The organism is Methylobacterium sp. CM6247, from assembly GCF_054817925.1.
On sequence record NZ_JBTXKX010000003.1, the window covers coordinates 2,293,318 to 2,313,844 of the forward strand.

Genomic DNA, 20,527 nt, shown 5'->3' on the forward strand with positions numbered 1-20,527 from the left:
TCAATCGTTCCCGAGAGGCTTCTGATAGACGATCGTGTCGCCGAATTTGCGCGGCTGAAACATCGACGAGATCCGGCTCATGCTCTCGGAATGCCCGAGGCAGATGAAGCCGCCCGGCGACAGGCAGTCGTAGAGTGCTTCGACGGCCAGCCGGCGCGACACGTCGTCGAAGTAAATCAGAAGGTTACGGCAGAAGATGACGTCGACGGCGCGGTAGCGGGTCGTATGCAGGGGGTCGACGATATTGGCGATGGAGAAGTCGACGGATTCGCGTAACTCCTCGCGGAGTTGGAAGCGATCCGGTCCGACACTTTGGAAATACTTCGCACGCAGTGCCGGAGTGAGCCGGTGCAGCGAGCGCTCGCCGTAAATGCCCTGGCGTGCCTCGTTCAGCACGCGGGTGTCGATGTCCGAACCCCTGATCTCGATGGCGAAATCATCGGCCCGCGACCAGTTCTCGATGATCTGGATCGCGACGGAATAGGGTTCCTCGCCGGTCGAGCACGGCATCGACCAGATCCGCAGGGTATCGCCGATCTTACGCGAGCGTGCGATCTCCGGCAGCATGCCCTGGACCAGGGCATTGAACTGATAATCCTCGCGGAAGAAATAGGTCTCGTTCACCGTCATAATGTTGACGAGGCATTGAAGCTCCTCGCCAGAGGCCTGGAAGCGAACCAGATCGAAATAACGCCGGAAGCTTGTGCTTCCCGTCTTTTCCATACGGTCATACAGGCGCTTCTCGACGAAGTACCCTTTCTTGTCGTTGAATAAAATGCCTGTCCTACGATAGAAGAACTCGAAGAAGATGTTGTATTCTTCTTCGCTGATCGGAGAGTGCCCCTGTCTCATCGTCATGGCGCTGGAGAGCGGCATTACAATCCTCTGATCCGGCGGATCACGGCCGAAACCGCGAAGGCAATGAAGGGGACGTCAGGGAAACGGCCGGGGGGGCTTCCAGCGCGGGAATGGCGTGTTCGGTGCCGATCTCGGCCAGTCCCTCGACGGCGGCCGCGCAGACATTCACGTGCTCGTCCTCGGCCACGACCTGCGTCAGCCAAAGCGGCGTGCTGGGATGCGGCAGCAGGCTCACGATGTTCACGGCGAAGATTCGCACGTCGCTATCGGCATCGGCGAGCAACTCGGCGACGAACGGCTCGGCCTCGGAGGGCATCTCCTGAAGCGCCTCGACGACGGCATTGCGCAGGCCGGTATCCTCGCTGCGCAGGAACGGCAGCAGGCCTTCCACCACGCGCTCGGATTTCAGCCGAATGAGAGACGTGACGATGGCGCTCCGGACACTGAGGGCGCTCTCCACTGCCAGCCGATCGCATAGCAGCGGCACTGCTTCCGGGACTGCGCCGAGGGTCCGCGCGGCACCGCGACGCGCCGAAGCCTCCAGGGAGGCGAGTTCGAGGCTCAGCGTCGCCAGATCGATGGTGGACGCAGTCGCCTGCGTGTCGCCGAGTGCGGCGGGTTTCCTCAGTGCCATCCTAGGCTCCCTGGGCTCGAAGGCCCGCCTGTGGCCGAAGCCAGGCGGTGAGTTGTGCGGCGATGGCGTGGCTCGGCAGCACCATGCTGGCGCCTCCGAGCTTGATGAGTTCGTTCGGCATGCCGAACACGACGCTGGTGTCGGCATCCTGTGCGATGGTCAGGCCGCCGCGCTGGTGGATCCGGGCCATGGCCTCGGCGCCGTCATTGCCCATGCCGGTGAGTTGCACGCCGATGAGCTGCTCGGCCGGAAAATGATCGAGGGCGCTGACGACCAGGCGGGTGACGCTCGGATGCCAGAGATGATCCTGAGACTGGGGCAGCGGGGTCGCCGAATGACCGGTGCCGCGCTTCGTCACGACGAGGTCGGCGTCGCCCTTGGCGATATAGATCGTTCCTGCCGCCAGCGGCGTCTGGCGCGCCGCCTCGACCACGGACAAGGCGCAGAGCTCGTTCAGGCGCCGGGCGAAGACGCCGGTGAAGCTTCCGGGCATGTGCTGGGCCACCAGGACCGGCCAGGGGAGATCGGCAGGCAGAAGCGGCAGGATTTCCTCCAGCACGCTCGGGCCGCCCGTGGAGACGCCCACCAGGACGAGGCCCATGCGGCCCCGCGCGCCGGCCCTTACGCGGTTCGAGACGCTGTCGACGGGAGCCGAAGCGGGTGCGGGGCGCCTCGCCCCGATGCGCTGGCGCAGACCGATGCTACGCCGGATCCGCACCCGTGCAGCACCGCGGATCTTGGTGAGCAACTCGTGGTGGATGCGGTCGATCGACAACGAGATCGTACCGCCGGGCTTCTGGACGAAGTCCACCGCACCGAGCCGCAACGCCTGGAGGGTCGTCTCTGCGCCTTCCTCGGTGATGGAGGAGACCATCACCACGGGGCGCGGGTAATCGCTCATGATCCGGGAGAGGCAGGTGATCCCGTCCATTTCCGGCATGTTCACGTCGAGGGTGATGACCTGCGGGTCGAATTCCTCCAGGCTCGCCAGGGCCTCGACGCCGTTGCGTGCGGCACGGACGATGAAATCGCCCTGGCCTTCGAGCAACTGGGTCAGATGCCGGCGCATGAGCGCGGAATCGTCGACGATGAGCACCTTGATCATGCAACTGTCTGACGGATGAGGTGAAAAGGAGCAGAAGCGGAAGAACGGCACGATCCGAATTCGTGGATCGATGTCCCGTCCCGCGAAGGTCAGCCATGCCCGGGACCGACCGTCATCCGACGCCCATCGAGGGCGGCCGAACGACGGGCGGATTTCCGGAGCCGCCGGGACCGTGAGGCCGGTCCCGGCCGGGTATCAGTGCGTGACCTGTCCGATGGAAGCCGCTTCGTCGGTGTCCAGAAGCTGCAGGATATCCAGCAGCAGGATCATCCGCTTCTGATCCTCGAGGTTGGCTACCCGGCGGATCAGTCGCTTCTGCGCATCCGAGAGGTGAGGGGCATCTCCGATCACCTTGCCGGAGATACGCATCACCTCGGACACGGAATCCACGATGAAGCCCGTGCGCACGTCGCGGATCGTGAAGACCATGATCCGCTGGCGGTCGCTGCGGTCGGCCTGGGCAAGGTTGAAACGCCGCCGCTGGTCGATCACCGGCAGGACGACGCCCCGGAGGTTGATGACCCCCTCGACGAAGGCCGGCGCGCGGGGGATTCGGGTCAGCTCGTCGGGGACGCGGACGATCTCCTGCACGGCTTCGATCGGGACGCCGTATTCCTCGTCCATCAGGCGGAATACCACGAACTGTTCCTCGTCGAGGCTGTCCTGGACCGTTTCCCGCTCCGAACCGGTGCTGGTGCCCATCATCGTCTCCCCGGCCTTCACGGCCAACCGCAGATCGGCGGTGTCGAACATCCGCCCCGCCGAGAGGACCGAGACCAGGCGCTTGCCGCCCTGAAGGCGGCAGATCGCCTGGATCTCGTCCATTGTGCCGTCATGGCTGAGAAGGGTCGGCATGGCCTCCACGAGGCTGCGGTTGACCCGCAGGACCTCCTTGACGCTGTCCATCACGACGCCGACCGAAAAGCCGGACTCACCGCCGAGGGACACCACCACCACCTTGTCGGTGCCGCTGAACGCTTTCGCGGGCAGGCCGAACATCTCGCGGAGCGAGACGAGCGGCAGGAGTCGGTTCCGCAGGGTGATCACTCCGAGCACATGGCCGGGAGTGTTCGGGATCTGGGTCACGTGCTCGGGGAGCTGCACGATCTCCTGCACCTGCTCGATGGGAAAGGCGTATTCTTGCCCGGCCACCTCGAAGCTGACGAGCTGGTCCTCATCGACCACCGCGTCGACCGATACGGAGACGGATGCCGTCCCGTCCGAGCCGATGAGGCCGCCCGCCGAAGACCGCTGGGCAGCGATGGAGCTGAACTCCCGCTGCACCAGCTGCACAGAGTCGAGGATCATGACCATCGATCCGCCCTTGGCGTCCTTGATCATGCCGGTGAGCAGCTCGGTATCGACGGTGCCGCGGAGCGAGGAGGCGGGCTCGATCCGCTCTGCATCTACGGTCACCACATTGGCCATCCGATCGACGACGAAGCCGATCGGACTGCCCTGGTCGAGCACCACCACGCGGGTCGCGTCGTCGTGGAGCACCGGCGGGAAGTTCAGCACGTCCCGGAGGTTGAGGACGGGTAGGACCGTGCCCCTGAGGTTGGCGAGGCCGAGGAGGGAGCCCGGGCTGAGGGGGACTCGGACCACGGTCGGGACCCGGATGATCTCCTGGACATCTGAGAGGGAGACGGCGAACATCTCGGTCTCGATGTGGAAGATCACGAATTGCCGTGCTTCCGTAAGTGCCGCGTCCGAGACCGGCGGCGGGGCGGCGCGAGCCGCTGGAGGCGCGAACTTGGCCTCCAGCGTTTCTAACGCCTGGGCAACTGCTGGTGCCATGGGGGTGTCGTCCCTTCGAGAGAGCTCGGTTCAGGCGGCCTGGAGCTCGTCTGCGAGGGAGGCGATCTCTTCGATGGCCGCGGCGAGTTGTTCGGCGCCCTTGGCCTGCTCGCGGGCCGCGTTGCCGGCCTCGCCCGAGGTGCGCACCGCCTGCTGGGCCGCCGCCGCCACCTGTTCGACGGCGGTTTGAACCTCCGTCACCATGCGGACGATCCCGTCCGAGCCGTTCAGGATCTCGCGGTTGCCGGTGATGATGTCGCCCATCTCCTTGGCCACCAACTCCAGGTTCTTGGAGATGATCGCCGACTTCTCCACCTCGACGACGGCCGCCTCGGCGATTTCCTGGATATCGCCGCGCACGAACACGACCGTGTCCTGAATCGCCTTGACGGTATCCTTGATCCGCTCGGCATTCTCTGCGGAATCCCGGGCGAGGTTGCGGATATCCGTCGAGACCACTGCGAAGCCCTTGCCGAACTCGCCGGCCCGTGCGGCCTCTACGGAGCCGTTGACGGCCAGCATGTTGGTCTGGATCGAGACCGTGGTAATCGCATCGACGATCTTGTCGATGCGGCGGCTGACCTGTTCCAGGGCCGCGATCTGATCACGGCTGAGGCGACCGGCCTCGACGGATTTCTGGATTCCGCTCACCATCGTGTCCACCAGGGACTTGTTGTCGGTCAGGATGTCGGCGATGGACTGCGCCTTCTCGACCGCAGCCGTCGCGAAGGCGCGCGATGTCTGGGTCCGCCGCTCGATCTGGGTGATCGCGGCGGAGGATTGCTGGGTGGCCGCCGATTGCTGCTGTGCGCCCTTGGTGATCTGGTCCAGGGCGGTCATGATCTGGGTCGACGCCCGGTTGATCTCTTCCACGGCGCTGGACAGTTCTTCCGCTGCGGAGGCCACCTCTTCGGCGCTCTTGCCGATATTGGCGCTGCTCTTGAGCTCTTCGGCGAGTTCGGAGAGCTCCTGGGACGCCTGTTCGCTCTGCGACAGGGCCGTCGTCTGCTGCTCGATCATCTTGGCGGCCTCCTGGCAGGCGGAACCCTGCTCTTCGGCCGCCGCCGCGATGATCTCCGCGCCCTTCTGAGACTCCTTGGCGGCGATGCCCGATTCATCGGCCGCCTTCGCCATATCGCGGCACCCGGTGATGATCTCGGCCATGTCCTGACGGATGCGCTCGAGCTGCCCCGTCACGGTCACGCCTTTCTCGGCCTCGCTCCGCGAGGAGGCGGCCGAGCTACCGATGCCGTCCGCCACGATCTTCACGTCGCGCTGGATCTGGGCGACCAGCTCCTGGATGTCCCGGGCCGACTTCTCGCTGGTTTCAGCCAGGGTCCGTACCTCGTCGGCGACGACAGCGAAGCCCTTGCCGTGCTGGCCGGCGCGGGCCGCTTCGATCGCCGCATTGAGGGCGAGTAGGTTGGTCTGATCGGCGATACGAGCAACGGCTTTGACGATCTCACCGATGGTGGTCGCCTGCCGGTCGAGTTCCTCGACAATCTTGACGGAGGCTTCCTGGCGCTCGGATGCCTTGGCGATGGCCGCGATGGTGTTGCCGATCTGGCCGGCGGTCTCCGCGAGCAGGGCGGACAGGTTCTCGGTCTTACGAAGGGACAGATCGGCATTGTCCTTGGCGGCGAGGATCAGGATTGCGCCTTGGTTCACCGCTTTCATGGTCTCCTGCGCGGCGCTGGCTGCCTCCTCGGCTCCGACGCCGATCTGCTCTGCGGCCTTGCGCAGTTCTTCCGCGGCTGAGGACGCCTCGGCGACGCCGCTGGACAGCTGCGAGGTCGCCGAGGCGATCAGCTCCGCAGCCTTCTGCTGGCGTGCGAAGGTCCGCGCCTTGCGCTTCTCGGCTTCCGCCACGAGATGCGATTTGGCCGGAGGCGAATGACCCTCATCCCGCATGCCATGGGAGACGGGCAGAGCGCGCATCGTCGCCTTCTTCGCAAGAGCCATCTGAGTAAGACCTTCCCAATGTAGCAAGCGGTTGGGAAGGCTCGCTTCTGCTGAAGGCGCTCCAAACCCAAGATAAATTTGAAATTTCCCGGTGGGCTGTGGTCGGAACCAAAATTTACTTAAGTAATGTTCCGTTCCAGCGCGATCTAATTGGCCTATATGAATTAAAGAACCGTTAATGAAGGCATTGATCTCGCTTAATGGAAGTCCGATAGGCAAACGTATTCAATTTTCTGGAATATACCTGTAAATAGTATCCCGTACGACGCATAATGGTGACATTAGATATCGATTGCCGATTTGGTTTGACGGGTTCCTCGGATTGAGGATCGCAAAGCGTTAATTCGCCAATTTTGCTTCGCGATGAGGCTGAACCGACTCTACGAATTGCTTGAGCTTCCGCACAGAAACGCGACGTCAACGCATGCGGCAAGTCAGGCGACCTGCTTCGTTATGTAATCCGTTGGGCGTGCCAGAACGGGGCTGACTATGCGACCTTCTGGCTCATCATTCGAATTCGGGATGCAGACGGCCGGCGCGGACATGCGGAGCATGTCGTTGGCGATATCGAACAGGTCCGCACGTTGACCGACGTGAACCGGGATCGGCCAGCACCGTACCAAAGCGCAGCCCCTCCGCCCTCAGACGATCGAGTTCCGACTGAGCAATCTCGCCCTTGCTCCGTGGCGCGGTCGCGATCGCGGTCTCGGGTACGCCGGCCCGCACGCACCGCTGCGAATTGCTCGTCCACGCTTGCGGAAGGAACAGGCGCAAGCCCACCGGCACGGGCACCTCGCCCTGTGCCAGGGTGAGCGAGACCAGAGACTGACAGTTGGCCTGCTTGCCCAGCGCGCCGCAGTCTTGTCGCGCCACCCCGACCGAGCGCGTGCCCTTCTTCGGCAGGGCGATGTCGTCGATCACCACAGGCATCGGGGCCGCCCACCAGCCGATCCGCCTGGCGGCCCAGTTCCCTCCAGAGCCGCCCGTCGTCCAGGCCGGGCTGGCGATGAAGTGCTGCAGCTGATCGTGGCCCGGCAGCCCGAGGCGCGCCGCCATCGGCTGCAGGCTCTTGCGATCACCCGGACCGAGCAGGCCACGCAGGTAGAGCGGCGCCCAGGTCCTCCGGGTCTTGCGGCCCCATCACCGCCAGGAACGGCGCCAGGCACGCATCGAGCTCGTTTGTCCCTTGGCGATCCTGATCCACCGCTGCCTCTCGAACCATCAAGGATGACAACGCGTTGCGACCGGTCAAAATGCCCAGGTAGCGCTAGGAGATGGGAGCTGAACTTAGGTGAGGAGGAACCCGAAATCGTTCGCATCCAGCGACGAGGCGGCAACATCATGAAGGATGATCTTGTTGCCTGACCCAGCGCCGTCGAAGGTGATGAGCGTACTCGCTCCGCCATTCAGTCCGCCGATGTTAATATCAGTGAAGCTGTTGACGAGGGCTGACACGTCAAAATGGTCTGCGCCTGACTCAAAGCCATAGACATTGTCGCGTCCAAAGTTTGCTTTGAAAGTGAAGGTATCAACCCCTGCGCCGGCATAGAGTTTGTCGCTCCCGGTGCTACCGTCAATGACCGTGTCACCCGCGCCGGCCGTGATCGTGTCGTTACCCTTGGTGCCCGTCACCGTAGCGAGCGTCGTTTCGGCATTCTGTACAGCGATCGCGACTTTCGTACTCACACCAGACATATCGAGGGTCAGCGCATCGCGCACATAGACCGTCTCGATCTCCTTGAAGTTCGTGTCGGTGAACGTGAAGGTTTCGATTCCTAGAAGGAAGAGCTTGTCGTTGCCGGCATCCCCCTGGACCAGCGTCGGCGCCTCGATGACCACCAGCCTATCGTCGCCGACTCCCGCGACCAGCGTGTCGGAGCCAGCGTCTCCGCGCAGGGTATCGTTGCCCTCGCCTCCAAAAAGCCGGTCATTTCCCGCCCCCCCAGCGAGGACGTTGGCCGTCGCATCGCCCGTCAGCGTATCCGCGTTCTGGCTTCCGCGAACGTTCTCGATATCGGTCAGGCTATCGCCTTGCGCGTCACCCCCGCTGTAGGAGCCCGTCGCCAGATTGACGGTCACACCGAGGAGGGAATGCTCGTAGCTCGCCGTGTCGCTGCCACCCGCGCCGAAAAGCTGGTCGGCTTTCGCGCCGCCTTCGAGCACATTGGCCGTCGCATCGCCCGCCAGAACGTCTTCGTATCGACTGCCGCGAAGGTTCTCGATGTCGGTCAGGATATCGCCCTCAGCGTCGCCACCGGTGTTGGCCCCCGTCGTCAGATTGACGGCGACACCGAGAAGGGAATGCTCGTAGCTCGCGGTATCGCTGCCACCCGCTCCGAAAAGCTGGTCGGCTTCCGCACCGCCTTCGAGGACGTTGGCCTTTGCATCGCCTGTCAGGAAATCTGCGTAGCGACTGCCCCAAACGTTCTCGATGCTCTCAAGGATGTCGCCTTCTGCATCCCCACCAGTGTTGACCTTGGTCGTCAGGTTCACGCCGACAGAAAAGGCTGACGTCTCGTAGCTCGACGTGTCGATACCGGCGCCACCTCGGATGACGTCGGCGCCATTGAGACCTTCGAGGATATTGTCACCCGCATCGCCGACCAAGATATCGAGGAAACGAGTGCCGACGGCGTTCTGAACGTCGATGAGAGTGTCATGAAAAACGAAGCCTGTCCTATTGTAGGCTTCGCGTTCGTCAAGAAAGACCTCGACCCCTAAAGTGTCGGGCTCGTTCGGCCCATCATAACCTATATAACTGGCGGTATTGTTTCCGGCACCGCCTCGAATGATATTGGTGCCGAGATTGCCGACCAAGGTGTCGTCACCGCCGCCGCCATTCAATACGTCGTTGCCTGAGCCACCGTATATGAAGTCACCAAGTTTACTGCCTTGCAGAACGGAATCGCCAGTCCTGTCGTTGTAGAAGAGCAATAAAGGTCCTACTCCATCGGCAACATTTATCTGCGCGCCGCCGCTTGGATAGGTATATTTTACTGAAGGGGTTCCCCCTAATGATAAGCCCAGGAACCCGCCGACGAAGCCTACCTTGAGAGGCGCGTCTATATTTGAGTCTGGATCGGCGCTATTGCTCAAAACAATCAAGTTTTTGAGGCGACCGTCGTCCAAAATTGCTAATCCCGCCTGGCTCATAGTGTAAAATCCTATCTCGGCGCAGTTCAGGCGCACTAAATTTTTCTGAATATACAGACCTCACAATGGACAAATTTGCACCAAGCGCCCGTCGTCACGGTCGCTTCACAGGGAAATCCAGATTGTGATCCGATCATCAAGGCACTGTTCAATTGCTTGCACACATGCCTATGTCGGAGGCGGGGATACAATGAGGGCTGAGACGCCAGGAATAGAGAAAGGCGGTTCGATCAAGCAAAATTTGATGGTGTGCCTAAATTGATCCTCTGGGTTTTCTCGCAAATTGTAAGGCCATCAGAGAAGCTTGGCGTGGCCCCTGGATCGTTTTGTGCACTGCTGACGTTTCTTGTGGTGCGTTACAGCATGAGTGTGCCGCAATGCCGTCGTTGCTCGAAGCCGCCGAAGACGCATTGACTGCCATGGCGCATGCGGAGAGGAAAGCCATCGATCTTCGCTTGCAGATGTCTCCAGCCAGTCCTCGCGTGCGGCCTCCACATCCAGCCGCTCCTGCTCGGCCGCGTGGACAGCCCCTTTTTACGGGTGATGCCATGCGGGGCGAAGAAGCGTGACAGGCTGCTCGTGCTTGCCCGGACGCCTCGTTCCGAGAGCCTGTCGCGCAGTTCCCGCAGGAACGAGAGCGGGTGCTCTTCGTAGATCCGAAGGATCAGGGTCGCCTGCGCTTCCAGGCGCTGCGAGTTGCGGTCGCCGCCCATGGGCCTGGGCGCGATCCGCCCGTCCTGCCGAAAGCGCTCGTGCCAACGGATCGCGCTGGCTGCCCCGACCCCGAAGCGTTTGGCAGCCTGACGCCGCGATGCACCCGCTTCAATCGCGGCGACCACACGCTCGCGCAGATCGACTGACAGGGCCTAAGGCATGGCAATCCCCCCTCATAAGCCCGTCCAGTGACTCACACGCCAGCCAGATCGCCTACCCCAAACGATTCAAACCGCCAGGGCACGGCTCTAGAGCGTTTTCGGGCTGGGCTGAATCGGACGGGAGGGGTTCACGCGGCGCTGGTGGACTGATTCACTGGTCGCTCTTGAGAAGGAGCGAGGCATGGGCCGACCCTACAGCCAGGATCTGCGCGAGCGGGTGGTGGAGGCCGCCGCAACGACTTCGCGTCGGCAAGCGGCGGCGCGGTTTGGGGTCGGCATCGCAACGTCGATCCGCTGGATGGCCGCGCTCACGACGACCGGGACGGTGGCGGCCCGTCCACAAGGGCGGGCGCGCCGCTCGAAGCTCGATCCGCACGAGGACTTCCTGCGCGGCCTGATCGACGAGAAGGACGACATCACCCTGGAAGAGATGCGCGCTCGGCTGCGGGACGAGCAAGCTCTCACGGTCGGGCTCGGGACCCTGTGGAGCTTCCTCGACGCGCGCGACCTCACGTACAAAAAAAGACAGCCCACGCGACCGAGCAGGACCGCCCCGATGTGAGGGCGGCGCGCGAGGCCTGGTTTGCAGGCCAGCCCGATCTCGATCCAACCCGCCTCGTATTCCTCGACGAAACCTGGACCACGACCAACATGGCCCGCACCCGCGGGCGTTCACCGTGTGGCGAGCGGCTACGCTCACCCGTGCCGCATGGCCACTGGAAGACCACGACCTTCGTGGCGGGCCTGCGCCTGTCCGGGATCGCCGCCCCGTTCGTGCTGGATGGGCCGATCAACCGGGACGCCTTCCAGGCTTACGTCGATCGCGTCCTCGTGCCCGAACTCGTCCCCGGTGACATCGTCGTCATGGACAACCTCGGAAGCCACAAGGGACCGGCCGTGCGGGCGGCGATCGAAGCGGTCGGCGCCCGAATGCTGTTCCTCCCGCCCTACAGCCCCGAACCGAAGGACCGCGCAGCGACTTCAACCCGTGTATGGATGACTCCTGCGGGTCAAGGATGTCGGATCGGTTCGGGTGAACTGGTCGGTTGCGGCCATGTATACGGCGTCTGATCTGCAGCGGGATCGCTGCGCGCCCTGATGAAGTCCGCTTGGAGAACAGGTCCCATTCAATCGAGCGCGCTTGAAGCGCTTCGGATTGATCGGGGTGTCCTGGTTCTTCCTCTCCGTTTGTTCGCCATCACCTCACGTCGCCCTGACCGTTCGTTTAGCCGTTCAGGCGGTGGTCGCCTGCGGCTGGTAGCGTGAGCCGTCCCTGAGGACAGCGAAGATCGTTCTTGCCATGCGATGTGCCAACGCGATGGCGGCGACTTTCGTCTTCTTTCTGGCCAGCAGGTCGGACAGCCAGTCCTGTCTCGGACCGCACCTGGATCTCACCATGATCTGCGACATGGCGCCCAGATAGAGCAGCCGCCGAATATACCGGTTACCCATCTTTGAGATCCGCCCGATCCTCTGTTTACCGCCGGTGGAGTGCGGCTTGGGGGTCAGGCCGAGCCAGGCGGCATAGTCCCTCGCGCAGTCGAAGTTGCCGACGTCCGGCGTCGTCGCTGCGATGATCGTCGCCGAAAGCTTGCCGACGCCCGGGATCGTCGCCAGACGCTGGCTCGTCTCACTTTGGGCGTGGGTCGCTTCGATCTCGTCCGTCAACCGCTCGATCCGCGTATCGGTGTCGACCAACTGCTCGAAGAGCAGGTTGACGGGCAATCGGGCCGCTTCCGGTAGTTGGTGCAGTTGCGTTCGCAGCCGATCGACATTCTGCGCGCCCTTGGCTGCGATGACACCGAACTCCGTCATGTGAGCGCGGATCGCGTTGCCGATCTGCGTGCGCTGGCGGACCAGAAGATCCCGCGTGCGGTGGAGAACCAGGACCGAAGAGCAAGCTTCGCTCTTCACGGCGACAAACCGCATGGAGGGACGTGTGACCGCTTCACAGATGGCGGCCGCATCGGCTGCGTCCGTCTTCCCGCGCTTCACATAGGGCTTTACGTAAGACGGCGGCATCAGCCGGACATCATGCCCCAATCCCTGAAGCCTGCGCCCCCAGTCGTGAGCGCCTCCGCAAGCTTCCATGCCGATCAGGCATCGCGGCTGCTTCTCGAAAAACGCGAGCAGCTGGCTTCGACGGAGTTGGCGACGCACGAGAACACGACCGCTCTCATCGACACCGTGGATTTGGAAAACGCTCTTCGCGAGGTCGATACCGACCGTAACAAGCTTGGACATGGGTGGCTCCTCAGCTTGAGGCGACAACATCCCGCCTATGCCCCAGCGCAACGCCGGGAGCAGGAGCCATCCACACCATCAATCGAGTGGCGTTCTCGAAGCTGAAGGCGCTGCTGCGCAAAGCGGCCGAACGCAGCGTCGAGGGACTGTGGTCTGCCATCGGGCGCCTCATCGACACGGTCACACCGAACGAGTGCGCCAACTTCTTCGCCGCCGCTGGATACGAACCAGATTAAACCGAAAACGCTCTAGCGCTGGGTTGGTTTGCTCTTCGCGGGTAGCTTGGCCGTCGGAGCCGGTCGGATGGGGGCAGCCGGCCAACCGGATGAGGGCGGCACAAACACCTCCGGAGCCGGGGGGGGCGGTAGCCGAGTGAGGCGCGTGGGCGCACGCCGTTGTCGTGGCGTCGCCAACTCTCGATCACGATCTGTGCCTCCTCGAGCGTGTAGAAGATCTTACCATTCAACAACTCGTCCCGTAGCCGTGCGTTGAAGCTCTCGATGTCCCCATTTTCCCATGGCGAGCCCGGAGTCATGTAGGCTGTTCTGGCGCTCACACCGGTGATCCAGGCCTGTACGGACTTGGCGATGAACTCCGGACCGTTGTCGGAGCAGATACGGCTGGGCACACCGCGCAGGATGAACAGGTCGGAGAGTACGTCGATGACGTCCGCTGCCTTGAGTTTGCAGGTGACGCGGATCGCCATACACTCGCTCGTGAACTCATCAACCAGGTTGAACATCCGGAACCTGCGCCCGTCATGGGTGCGCGCCTCGATGATGTTGTAGTACCAGAGGTGATCGCGATGCCCCGCCCGCAGTCGTAGACAGGATCCGCCCCCGTCCCAGATCCGGCCGCGCTTGGGTTGCGTGGCCGGCGCCTTCAGGCCCTCCCGCCGCCAGATCCTCTCCACGCGCTTGTCGTCGACCAGCCAGCCTGCCGCCTTCAGCAACGCGCCGATCTTCCGATAACCGTAGCGGCAGTACTTCTCGGCCGACGCGACGAGGTCGGCGGTCAACGCGGCCTCGTCGTCTCTGCCACGCGGCACCTTGCGCTGTGTCGAGCGATGCTGACCGAGTGCACGGCATGTCTGGCGCTCGGAGACCTGCAAGACATCCATAACGTGCTCGACACAGGCGCGCCGGTGCGCGGGGCTGATCAGTTTCCCGTCGCCGCCGCCTGAAGGATCAGCTTGTCCAGTGTCACGTCGGCAATCGCCTTGCGCAACCGTTGATTCTCGATCTCCAAGTCCTTCATCCGTCGGACTTGATCTGTCTTCAGGCCGCCGAACTCCTTGCGCCAACGGTAGTACGCCACCTCCGTCACGCCGAGAGATTGGATCAAGTCGACCACGTTCTCACTCTGCGCGATCAACACGTCCGCTTGCCGCAGCTTGGCAACTACATCCTCGGGCTTATGACGCCTCATTCCCGTCTGTCCGTCCTCGTCCTGGCCCGTAGGCCATACCTCAGGGCGGACCACTTCGATGGAGGCGGATCACATGGACGGTCGCCGCTTTAGCAATCCAGACTTCGCTGAGAGTCTTAAAAAGATCGTCCAGAGCTAAAAAGATTAGATTGGCGCACGTAAATACTTGGTACGCACTACGGAAATCGAACCCGCCTCTCTAGCGTGAAAGGCTAATGCCCTCACCGATAGTCGAATGGCGCTAAAGGGATTTTTCGATGTGAATGCAAGTAAAAGCCAATTTATTGGCGCTCCCTAGGGGAATCGAACCCCTGTTTTCGCCGTGAGAGGGCGACGTCCTAGACCGCTAGACGAAGGGAGCGCATATACTCCTAGTACACCGCTAGGACTACGCTTACTAACAACACGAAGTCAACTCCTTGGGATAGGACTTTGGCAGCCAACCTTCGGCCCGCAGGCATCAATGGTAGGGATACCAACCCTAACCCCTTGAACCTACACACATGGCAGGATGATTAGGGGTATCGAGACGTCCTAAACCGCTAGACGATGGGAGCTTTCCGGGCGGCTGGCGATCGTATAGCGACGGTCGGGCGGGGGAGCAAGGCCTCCCGAGCGCCTAAATTTCATCGGCATCGAAAGAGATCATATCGTGCAAGAACCGCAGGACCGCCGTGTCGTCCTCGACCTGGACGCACAGGCGGAGCGCATCGACAGGGCGCTCGCCCGCGCGCTGCCGGACGTGTCGCGTTCGCGGTTGCAGGAGCTGATCCGTACCGGTCAGGTGAGCAAGGATGGAATCGTCGTGCTGGACCTCTCCCTGAAGGTCAGCGGAGGTGCCGTCCTCGACGTGACGATTCCTGCGCCGGTGGATGCGACGCCAATGGCGGAGGCCCTCGATCTCGCTATCGTTCACGAGGACGACGACCTGATCGTCATCGACAAGCCGGCGGGGCTGGTGGTTCACCCGGCGCCCGGTCACGATGCTGGAACCCTTGTGAATGGCCTCATCGCTCATTGCGGCGAGAGCCTGTCGGGGATCGGCGGTGTACGGAGGCCTGGTATCGTGCACCGGCTCGACAAGGACACGAGCGGTCTCCTCGTCGTCGCGAAGAACGATCTGGCCCATAAGGGGCTCACGGCGCAGTTTGCCGACCATGGCCGTAACGGACCGCTGGAGCGTGCGTATCTCGCCCTGACCTGGGGAGCGCCGGAGCCCCGGCTGGGCACGATCGATGTCGAGCTCGCGCGCAGCCAGCGCAATCGCGAGAAGATCGCCGTCATGCGCCCGGGGGAGGGCCGTACAGCCATCACCCATTACGTCGTCGAGGAGATCCTGGACGCTGGCGCCGAAGTCGCCCTCGTCCGTTGCCGGCTCGAGACCGGACGGACGCATCAGATCCGCGTCCATCTCAGTCATCGCGGCCATCCGCTTCTCGGCGATACGGTCTATGGCAACGCCTTCAAGACCAAGGCCGGCCGACTCGGCGAAGCGGCGCGGGCCAAGCTCGAAGCTTTGGGTCGGCAGGCGCTTCACGCTGCCATATTGGGTTTCGAGCACCCACGCACCGGCGAGGTGCTGCGGTTCGAAAGCCCGATCCCGCCGGATATGGCTGCCCTCATCGCTGCCTTGCGGGGACCATCGAAGCCTTGAGGAGCCGAGCAGCGACCCCAGGTATTCGGACGGAATCGTCGATTCCCGTCACTGTTGCGGAGTTGCGCCTGTCAAGGATGGCCGGCAAACAGGTGTGCGGGCGCACCCCGGCCCGCGGCCTTTCGTGTCACCTTCGAGCCATCGGCTCACTGGCGCGTTGTTAGCCACGTTCGAGTCACGGACCGCTACCGTACCGTTTTCTTTCCGGGTAGGCTCGGGGAGTGGGACGGTCGGCTCATAGAGCGGCGGTTCGTTTCTGGTCTGCCCGGATGGGGGACCTTGTAGGGAGAGATGACTATGGCAGGCGCACTACCCGTGCTCGCCACCGAAGGTGGACTTTCGCGCTACCTCGATGAGATCCGCAAGTTTCCGATGCTCGAGCCGAACGAGGAGTTCACGCTTGCCAAGAGCTGGCGTGAAAAGGGCGACCGCGATGCGGCGCACCGGCTCGTGACATCGCATCTCCGACTCGTGGCCAAGATCGCCATGGGTTACCGCGGTTATGGCCTTCCCATCGGCGAAGTCGTGTCCGAAGGGAATGTCGGCCTCATGCAAGCGGTCAAGCGGTTCGAGCCGGACAAGGGCTTCCGACTCGCCACCTATGCTATGTGGTGGATCAAGGCTGCGATCCAAGAGTACATTCTACGCTCTTGGTCGCTGGTGAAGATGGGCACCACCGCAAACCAGAAGAAGCTGTTCTTCAACCTCCGTAAGGCCAAGGGCAAGATCTCCGCCCTGGATGAAGGGGATCTGAAACCCGATCAGGTGGCTCAGATCGCGGTCAAGCTCGGCGTGCCTGAGCAGGACGTAATCGACATGAATCGCCGCCTGTCCGGCGATACCTCCCTCAACGCTCCCCTCCGCGAGGAAGGTGAGGGCGAGTGGCAGGATTGGCTGGTGGACAACAGCCCGAGTCAGGAAACCGTGCTCGCCCGCGAGGAAGAGGGCCAGAACCGGCTGACCGCCTTGCGCGATGCGCTGTCGGTCCTGAACCCGCGTGAGCGTCGCATCTTCGAGGCGCGCCGACTGGCAGACGACCCGATCACCCTCGAAGACCTGTCAGGCGAGTTTGGAGTCTCGCGCGAGCGCGTCCGACAGATCGAGGTTCGAGCCTTCGAGAAGATCCAGGAGGCGGTGAAACGCAACCTCGCTACTCGCGAGGCCCCGCGGGCGGCAGCTCACGCCTGAAGTTTCCTCCGAGAGGCACTTAGAAAGAAGGCCGGTTTCGCTGATGCGGAAAAGGCCTTTTTTTGTGCCTATCGACGCCATTGCTCGAAGGCCGAGCGGACGACCTGATTGCCCGAAGTGCCCTTCTCGAAAGTCAGTACGCCACGAGGGCCCGAGACGAACTTCATCGGTAGGTCGAACCAGTTGCGATGCTCCAACAGGTCGGTGTTCCGGTCTACATCGGCCTGAAGCGAGGACAGGCCGATCAGGAACAGGTTCTCCTTGACGCGTACCGGCAGGCCCGAGACAGGCGATCCCCGGCCCCCTTCTTCATCCTTCGCACTCAGAAGGCCGACATCCTGCACCGCATGCGTATCCCCGGCGGGGCTGGTGGTGGTGAAGGCAAGTTCGATGGTGTGGGACGCAGGAAAGGTGGGATCAAGGTTCCGTCGGATCGTCATCACCAGCGACAGGCCAGCATCGGCAAAGGTCACACGCCCCCGGATCACGGTCTCCAGTGGCTGGCCCTGTTCGCCATTCATCGCCTCGAGACGCCAGACCACCATGCCCTGGAAGGTGATCGGCTGTGCATTTCCGCCCGCTGTATTCTCTTCGAAAAGAACGGCCCGCTGTGCGACCGCCACATCGGGCTGGGTCGGTGCCTTGCCGGCATCCGGCGTTGCCGTCGTCGGGCGGGCGGGAGCCTGACGAGAGGTCTGGTCGCGTCGCTCCGGGAGGGCGGGAGCGTCACCGCCGATCCGATCTGCATATTTCGATGCCGCCGGATCGGACCCCTCCTCTTGTGTCTCCGTGATTCCAGGCTGCAGGTCCGAAGGTTTGTCGCGAAGCATGAAGGCCGCTACCGCGATGAGCCCGACGACGACCAGGAGAACGCTTCCCACGAAGACATTCCGGAGAAGGCGAGGGCGGCCCTTACGCGGGGCGACGACGTCGATCCGTGGACGATGCCGCGCATTCGAGGAATCGACAGGCATGCCCGCCGCGTCACGCTCGGCGGGCGGCGCTTCGATCGATGGTTCTATGGGTGATTCCGACTCCGTGGATTGACCAGATGGCGTCTCAGCGCCCGAGGTCATCTTCGCAGCGTCTCGCGCAGCCTTCCGGTCGGCGACCCTGTCGGCAGATTTCGCCTTCCGCGGCTTGATCGGCAAGACCGTAGCAGGGCCGTCTGAGACAGGCACCTGTTCCGCTGCCGGGGGAAGAGACTTGGGTGGCGACGCGTCTGCGTTTGCAACACGCGAGCGATCCGGCCGCGAGGGCCGAATGCCCAAGTTTGGCTCAGGTGCGGGCGGCAGGGTCGGTTCGGCGAAGTCGCGCTTGGTCGGTTCCGGTAATCGATCCGGAGCCGCCGCTTCCGGCAGAGTGTCGCGCTCCTCGGGGGCAACGAAGATCGGCGGCACGACATAGTTGGCCGCGGCGGCCGGCGGCTCGCCAAATTCGTTCTCGACCCGTTCGATGGCGGTTTCGAGGGCTTTGCTCTCGAGGTCGATGTCGGCTTCGGATAGCGGTGGTTCGAGCGACCGGAGCTGTCCGATCAGAGCGCCGCGCGCCCGGTCATAGACCGCCTTACGCAGGGCGGGAGACCGATCCGGCATCGCTTGAAGCGCTCGTGCCAGCAAAGGGTAATAATCGGCCATCGAACCTCGGTCCGCCCTGTTCTCACCGTCCAGATATGGGCGCCCGGCGGGGCGCGACCGCATGATCCGCGATGCCTGTCCCTCGAACGAGGCACCCACCAGCCCTACAGCGCTTGATCACTCGGGAAATTGCCACCGGTCGCCTTGTCGCTACCCCAAGTGCTGAAGCCTCAGCCGGACGCTCAATCCTCGAAGGGATTGTGCATCAGGATGGTGTCGTTGCGCTCCGGCGACGTCGAGAGCAACGCCACGGGTGCCCCGATCAGTTCTTCGATCCGCCGTACATACTTGATTGCCTGGGCGGGAAGATCGGCCCATGAGCGCGCACCCGCGGTGGTGCCGGACCAGCCTTCGATGATCTCGTAGATCGGCTCGACCTTAGCCTGTGCCGCTTGATTGGCGGGCAAATGGTCAAGAACCTGGCCATCGAGGCGGTACCCGGTGCAGACCTTGATCTCCTCGAACCCGTCGAGGATGTCGAGCTTGGTCAAGGCGATGCCGTCGATGCCTGAGGTTCGGACGGTCTGGCGCACCAGAACGGCGTCGAACCAGCCGCACCGACGTTTGCGCCCCGTATTGACGCCGAATTCGCGGCCCTTGGCCCCGATCGTTTCGCCGATTTCATCGAATAGTTCGGTGGGGAACGGGCCTTCGCCCACGCGCGTCGTATAGGCCTTGGCGATACCCAGCACGTAGCCGATCGCGGACGGCCCCATGCCGGAGCCAGTGGCGGCCTGGGCGGCGACGATGTTGGAGGAGGTGACGAACGGGTAGGTGCCGTGATCGACGTCGAGGAGGGCACCCTGCGCGCCCTCGAACAGGATGCGCTTGCCCGCCCGGCGCTCGTCGTCGAGGAGCTTCCACACGGTGGTGGCGTAGGGGAGGATCGTCGGCGCGATCGCCTTCAGTTCGGCGAGGAGCGCGCCGGCATCGACCTCGTCGATCCCGAGGCCCCGGCGCAATGCGTTGTGGTGGGTGAGGACCCGCTCGATCTTCGATTCCAGCGTGCTTTCGTCGGCCAAGTCGACCACGCGGATGGCCCGACGGCCGACCTTGTCCTCGTAGGCTGGGCCGATACCGCGCTTCGTCGTGCCGATCTTGAGACCGGCATTTGACGTCTCGCGGAAATGGTCGAGTTCCCGGTGAAGCGGAAGGATCAGCGTCGCGTTGTCGGCGATGCGGAGGCTCTCGGGCGAGATCTCGACGCCCTGCGCCTGAAGCCGGGCGATCTCGTCGACGAGGTGCCACGGATCGACCACGACGCCATTGCCGATCACCGAGAGCTTTCCGCCCCGGACAACGCCGGAGGGGAGAAGCGCCAGCTTGTAGGTCACACCGTCGATGACCAGCGTATGCCCGGCATTGTGGCCGCCCTGAAAGCGAACCACGACGTCGGCCTGCTCCGAGAGCCAGTCGACGATCTTACCCTTGCCTTCGTCGCCCCATTGGGCGCCCACGACGACGACGTTCGCCATTCACTTCAACCTGTCCGGTGCCCGCGTGGAAACTCCCCGCCTCGAAGGCGGGCCGACACGCATCTCCGGGGTCTTTCCGCGATCCCTCGCAGGAAATCAAGCAAACCGCGCCCGAAGGCTTGGGGCACGCCCAATTCCTAGCGCGCTTCCGTCCCCGGTTCGCGGCCCGGCAACTGGCCCGGCTTGATCACCGGCATGCCGCTGTTCTCGGACTCGGGAGGCTTGACCACCAGGCCCGGTGCGGAATTACCGGGCGGCGTGATGACGCCGTCGTTCTTCTCGAGCTTGTCGCTCAAGGTCGAGCCGTCGGTCCCTTCCTCGGACGGACGAACCTTCTCCGGCACCGTCTCCGTGGAGGGCGGGATGTTCGGGGAGGTGTCGCGCCCTTTCAGCGGTGCATCGGGCGACTGGGCATAGGCGCCCGACGCCGTCAGGGCGAAAGCAAGCAGTGCGGCGTGACGAAACGGTCTCGGCATCGATGTCCCCCAGAAAGTCGGGAGACAAACCGCTCCGGCGG

At 63.3% G+C, this 20,527-nt stretch carries 13 protein-coding genes, 1 tRNA gene and 4 pseudogenes; 4 read left to right on the forward strand and 14 right to left on the reverse strand.

The features are described from left to right. From ACYQOP_RS11630 to ACYQOP_RS11665, 8 genes and pseudogenes are all read right to left on the reverse strand, one after another. Window positions 1-852: a CheR family methyltransferase gene (locus tag ACYQOP_RS11630; RefSeq protein WP_461222453.1), complete on the reverse strand. Its 852-nt coding sequence runs from the start codon at window positions 850-852 to the stop codon at window positions 1-3. Window positions 853-898: 46 nt separating this feature from the next. Further along, complete coding sequence (locus ACYQOP_RS11635) at window positions 899-1,492, reverse strand: HEAT repeat domain-containing protein (protein WP_461222454.1); 594 nt, start codon at window positions 1,490-1,492, stop codon at window positions 899-901. 1 nt (window position 1,493) lies between these two features. Then, entirely contained in the window at window positions 1,494-2,597 is a 1,104-nt protein-coding gene (gene cheB / locus ACYQOP_RS11640) for a chemotaxis-specific protein-glutamate methyltransferase CheB (RefSeq protein WP_056424932.1), read from the reverse strand. Between the two features lie 195 nt (window positions 2,598-2,792). Continuing rightward, entirely contained in the window at window positions 2,793-4,394 is a 1,602-nt protein-coding gene (locus tag ACYQOP_RS11645; protein ID WP_461222455.1) for a chemotaxis protein CheW, read from the reverse strand. 30 nt (window positions 4,395-4,424) lie between these two features. Beyond that, complete coding sequence (locus tag ACYQOP_RS11650; protein ID WP_461222456.1) at window positions 4,425-6,332, reverse strand: methyl-accepting chemotaxis protein; 1,908 nt, start codon at window positions 6,330-6,332, stop codon at window positions 4,425-4,427. 531 nt (window positions 6,333-6,863) lie between these two features. Beyond that, entirely contained in the window at window positions 6,864-7,457 is a 594-nt protein-coding gene (locus ACYQOP_RS11655) for an IS701 family transposase (RefSeq protein WP_461225288.1), read from the reverse strand. Between the two features lie 186 nt (window positions 7,458-7,643). Further along, window positions 7,644-9,509 (reverse strand): hypothetical protein, encoded by a 1,866-nt coding sequence (locus ACYQOP_RS11660; protein WP_461222457.1) that lies wholly within the window; start codon window positions 9,507-9,509, stop codon window positions 7,644-7,646. A gap of 447 nt (window positions 9,510-9,956) precedes the next feature. Next, window positions 9,957-10,372: pseudogene (locus ACYQOP_RS11665) on the reverse strand (IS630 transposase-related protein); the annotation flags it as partial. 193 nt (window positions 10,373-10,565) lie between these two features. Between ACYQOP_RS11665 and ACYQOP_RS11670 the strand changes: the two are divergent. Next, window positions 10,566-11,344: pseudogene (locus ACYQOP_RS11670) on the forward strand (IS630 family transposase); the annotation flags it as partial. A gap of 273 nt (window positions 11,345-11,617) precedes the next feature. Here ACYQOP_RS11670 and ACYQOP_RS11675 read toward each other — a convergent pair. Continuing rightward, the gene (locus ACYQOP_RS11675) at window positions 11,618-12,628 is read right to left on the reverse strand and encodes an IS110 family RNA-guided transposase (RefSeq protein ID WP_419951587.1); all 1,011 of its coding nucleotides are present in this window, start codon (window positions 12,626-12,628) and stop codon (window positions 11,618-11,620) included. Between the two features lie 89 nt (window positions 12,629-12,717). Here ACYQOP_RS11675 and ACYQOP_RS11680 point away from each other — a divergent pair. Continuing rightward, a pseudogene (locus ACYQOP_RS11680) lies at window positions 12,718-12,864 on the forward strand (IS630 family transposase); the annotation flags it as partial. Between the two features lie 12 nt (window positions 12,865-12,876). Here the strand turns inward: ACYQOP_RS11680 and ACYQOP_RS11685 are convergent. Then, window positions 12,877-14,056, reverse strand: a pseudogene (locus tag ACYQOP_RS11685) (IS3 family transposase). A 285-nt stretch (window positions 14,057-14,341) separates the two neighbouring features. After that, window positions 14,342-14,417 (reverse strand) — tRNA-Glu (locus tag ACYQOP_RS11690). 291 nt (window positions 14,418-14,708) lie between these two features. On the opposite strand from ACYQOP_RS11690, the gene ACYQOP_RS11695 reads away from it, so the two are divergent. Together ACYQOP_RS11695 and rpoH are read left to right on the forward strand one after the other, a co-directional pair. Continuing rightward, window positions 14,709-15,710, forward strand: coding sequence for an RluA family pseudouridine synthase (locus ACYQOP_RS11695; protein ID WP_461222458.1), 1,002 nt, complete (start codon window positions 14,709-14,711; stop codon window positions 15,708-15,710). Between the two features lie 297 nt (window positions 15,711-16,007). Then, entirely contained in the window at window positions 16,008-16,898 is an 891-nt protein-coding gene (gene rpoH, locus ACYQOP_RS11700; RefSeq protein WP_207411627.1) for an RNA polymerase sigma factor RpoH, read from the forward strand. Window positions 16,899-16,966: 68 nt separating this feature from the next. Here rpoH and ACYQOP_RS11705 read toward each other — a convergent pair whose 3' ends face one another. The 3 genes from ACYQOP_RS11705 to ACYQOP_RS11715 all read right to left on the reverse strand — a co-directional run bounded on the left by ACYQOP_RS11705 (window position 16,967) and on the right by ACYQOP_RS11715 (window position 20,486). Continuing rightward, entirely contained in the window at window positions 16,967-18,535 is a 1,569-nt protein-coding gene (locus ACYQOP_RS11705; RefSeq protein ID WP_461222459.1) for a histidine kinase, read from the reverse strand. A gap of 182 nt (window positions 18,536-18,717) precedes the next feature. Then, window positions 18,718-20,010, reverse strand: coding sequence for an adenylosuccinate synthase (locus ACYQOP_RS11710; protein WP_207411629.1), 1,293 nt, complete (start codon window positions 20,008-20,010; stop codon window positions 18,718-18,720). 137 nt (window positions 20,011-20,147) lie between these two features. After that, on the reverse strand, window positions 20,148-20,486 hold the full coding sequence (locus ACYQOP_RS11715; protein WP_461222460.1) for a hypothetical protein: 339 nt from the start codon (window positions 20,484-20,486) through the stop codon (window positions 20,148-20,150). Between the last annotated feature and the right edge of the window lie 41 nt (window positions 20,487-20,527).

Bases quoted from the DNA above. Each gene is read 5' to 3' on its own strand.
- cheB (WP_056424932.1), bottom strand. From the start codon at position 2,597: ATGATCAAGGTGCTCATCGTCGACGATTCCGCGCTCATGCGCCGGCAT.
- ACYQOP_RS11645 (WP_461222455.1), bottom strand. From the start codon at position 4,394: ATGGCACCAGCAGTTGCCCAGGCGTTAGAAACGCTGGAGGCCAAGTTC.
- ACYQOP_RS11710 (WP_207411629.1), bottom strand. From the start codon at position 20,010: ATGGCGAACGTCGTCGTCGTGGGCGCCCAATGGGGCGACGAAGGCAAG.
- ACYQOP_RS11705 (WP_461222459.1), bottom strand. From the start codon at position 18,535: ATGGCCGATTATTACCCTTTGCTGGCACGAGCGCTTCAAGCGATGCCG.
- ACYQOP_RS11675 (WP_419951587.1), bottom strand. From the start codon at position 12,628: ATGTCCAAGCTTGTTACGGTCGGTATCGACCTCGCGAAGAGCGTTTTC.
- ACYQOP_RS11715 (WP_461222460.1), bottom strand. From the start codon at position 20,486: ATGCCGAGACCGTTTCGTCACGCCGCACTGCTTGCTTTCGCCCTGACG.
- ACYQOP_RS11635 (WP_461222454.1), bottom strand. From the start codon at position 1,492: ATGGCACTGAGGAAACCCGCCGCACTCGGCGACACGCAGGCGACTGCG.
- ACYQOP_RS11630 (WP_461222453.1), bottom strand. From the start codon at position 852: ATGAGACAGGGGCACTCTCCGATCAGCGAAGAAGAATACAACATCTTC.
- ACYQOP_RS11660 (WP_461222457.1), bottom strand. From the start codon at position 9,509: ATGAGCCAGGCGGGATTAGCAATTTTGGACGACGGTCGCCTCAAAAAC.
- ACYQOP_RS11650 (WP_461222456.1), bottom strand. From the start codon at position 6,332: ATGCGCGCTCTGCCCGTCTCCCATGGCATGCGGGATGAGGGTCATTCG.
- rpoH (WP_207411627.1), top strand. From the start codon at position 16,008: ATGGCAGGCGCACTACCCGTGCTCGCCACCGAAGGTGGACTTTCGCGC.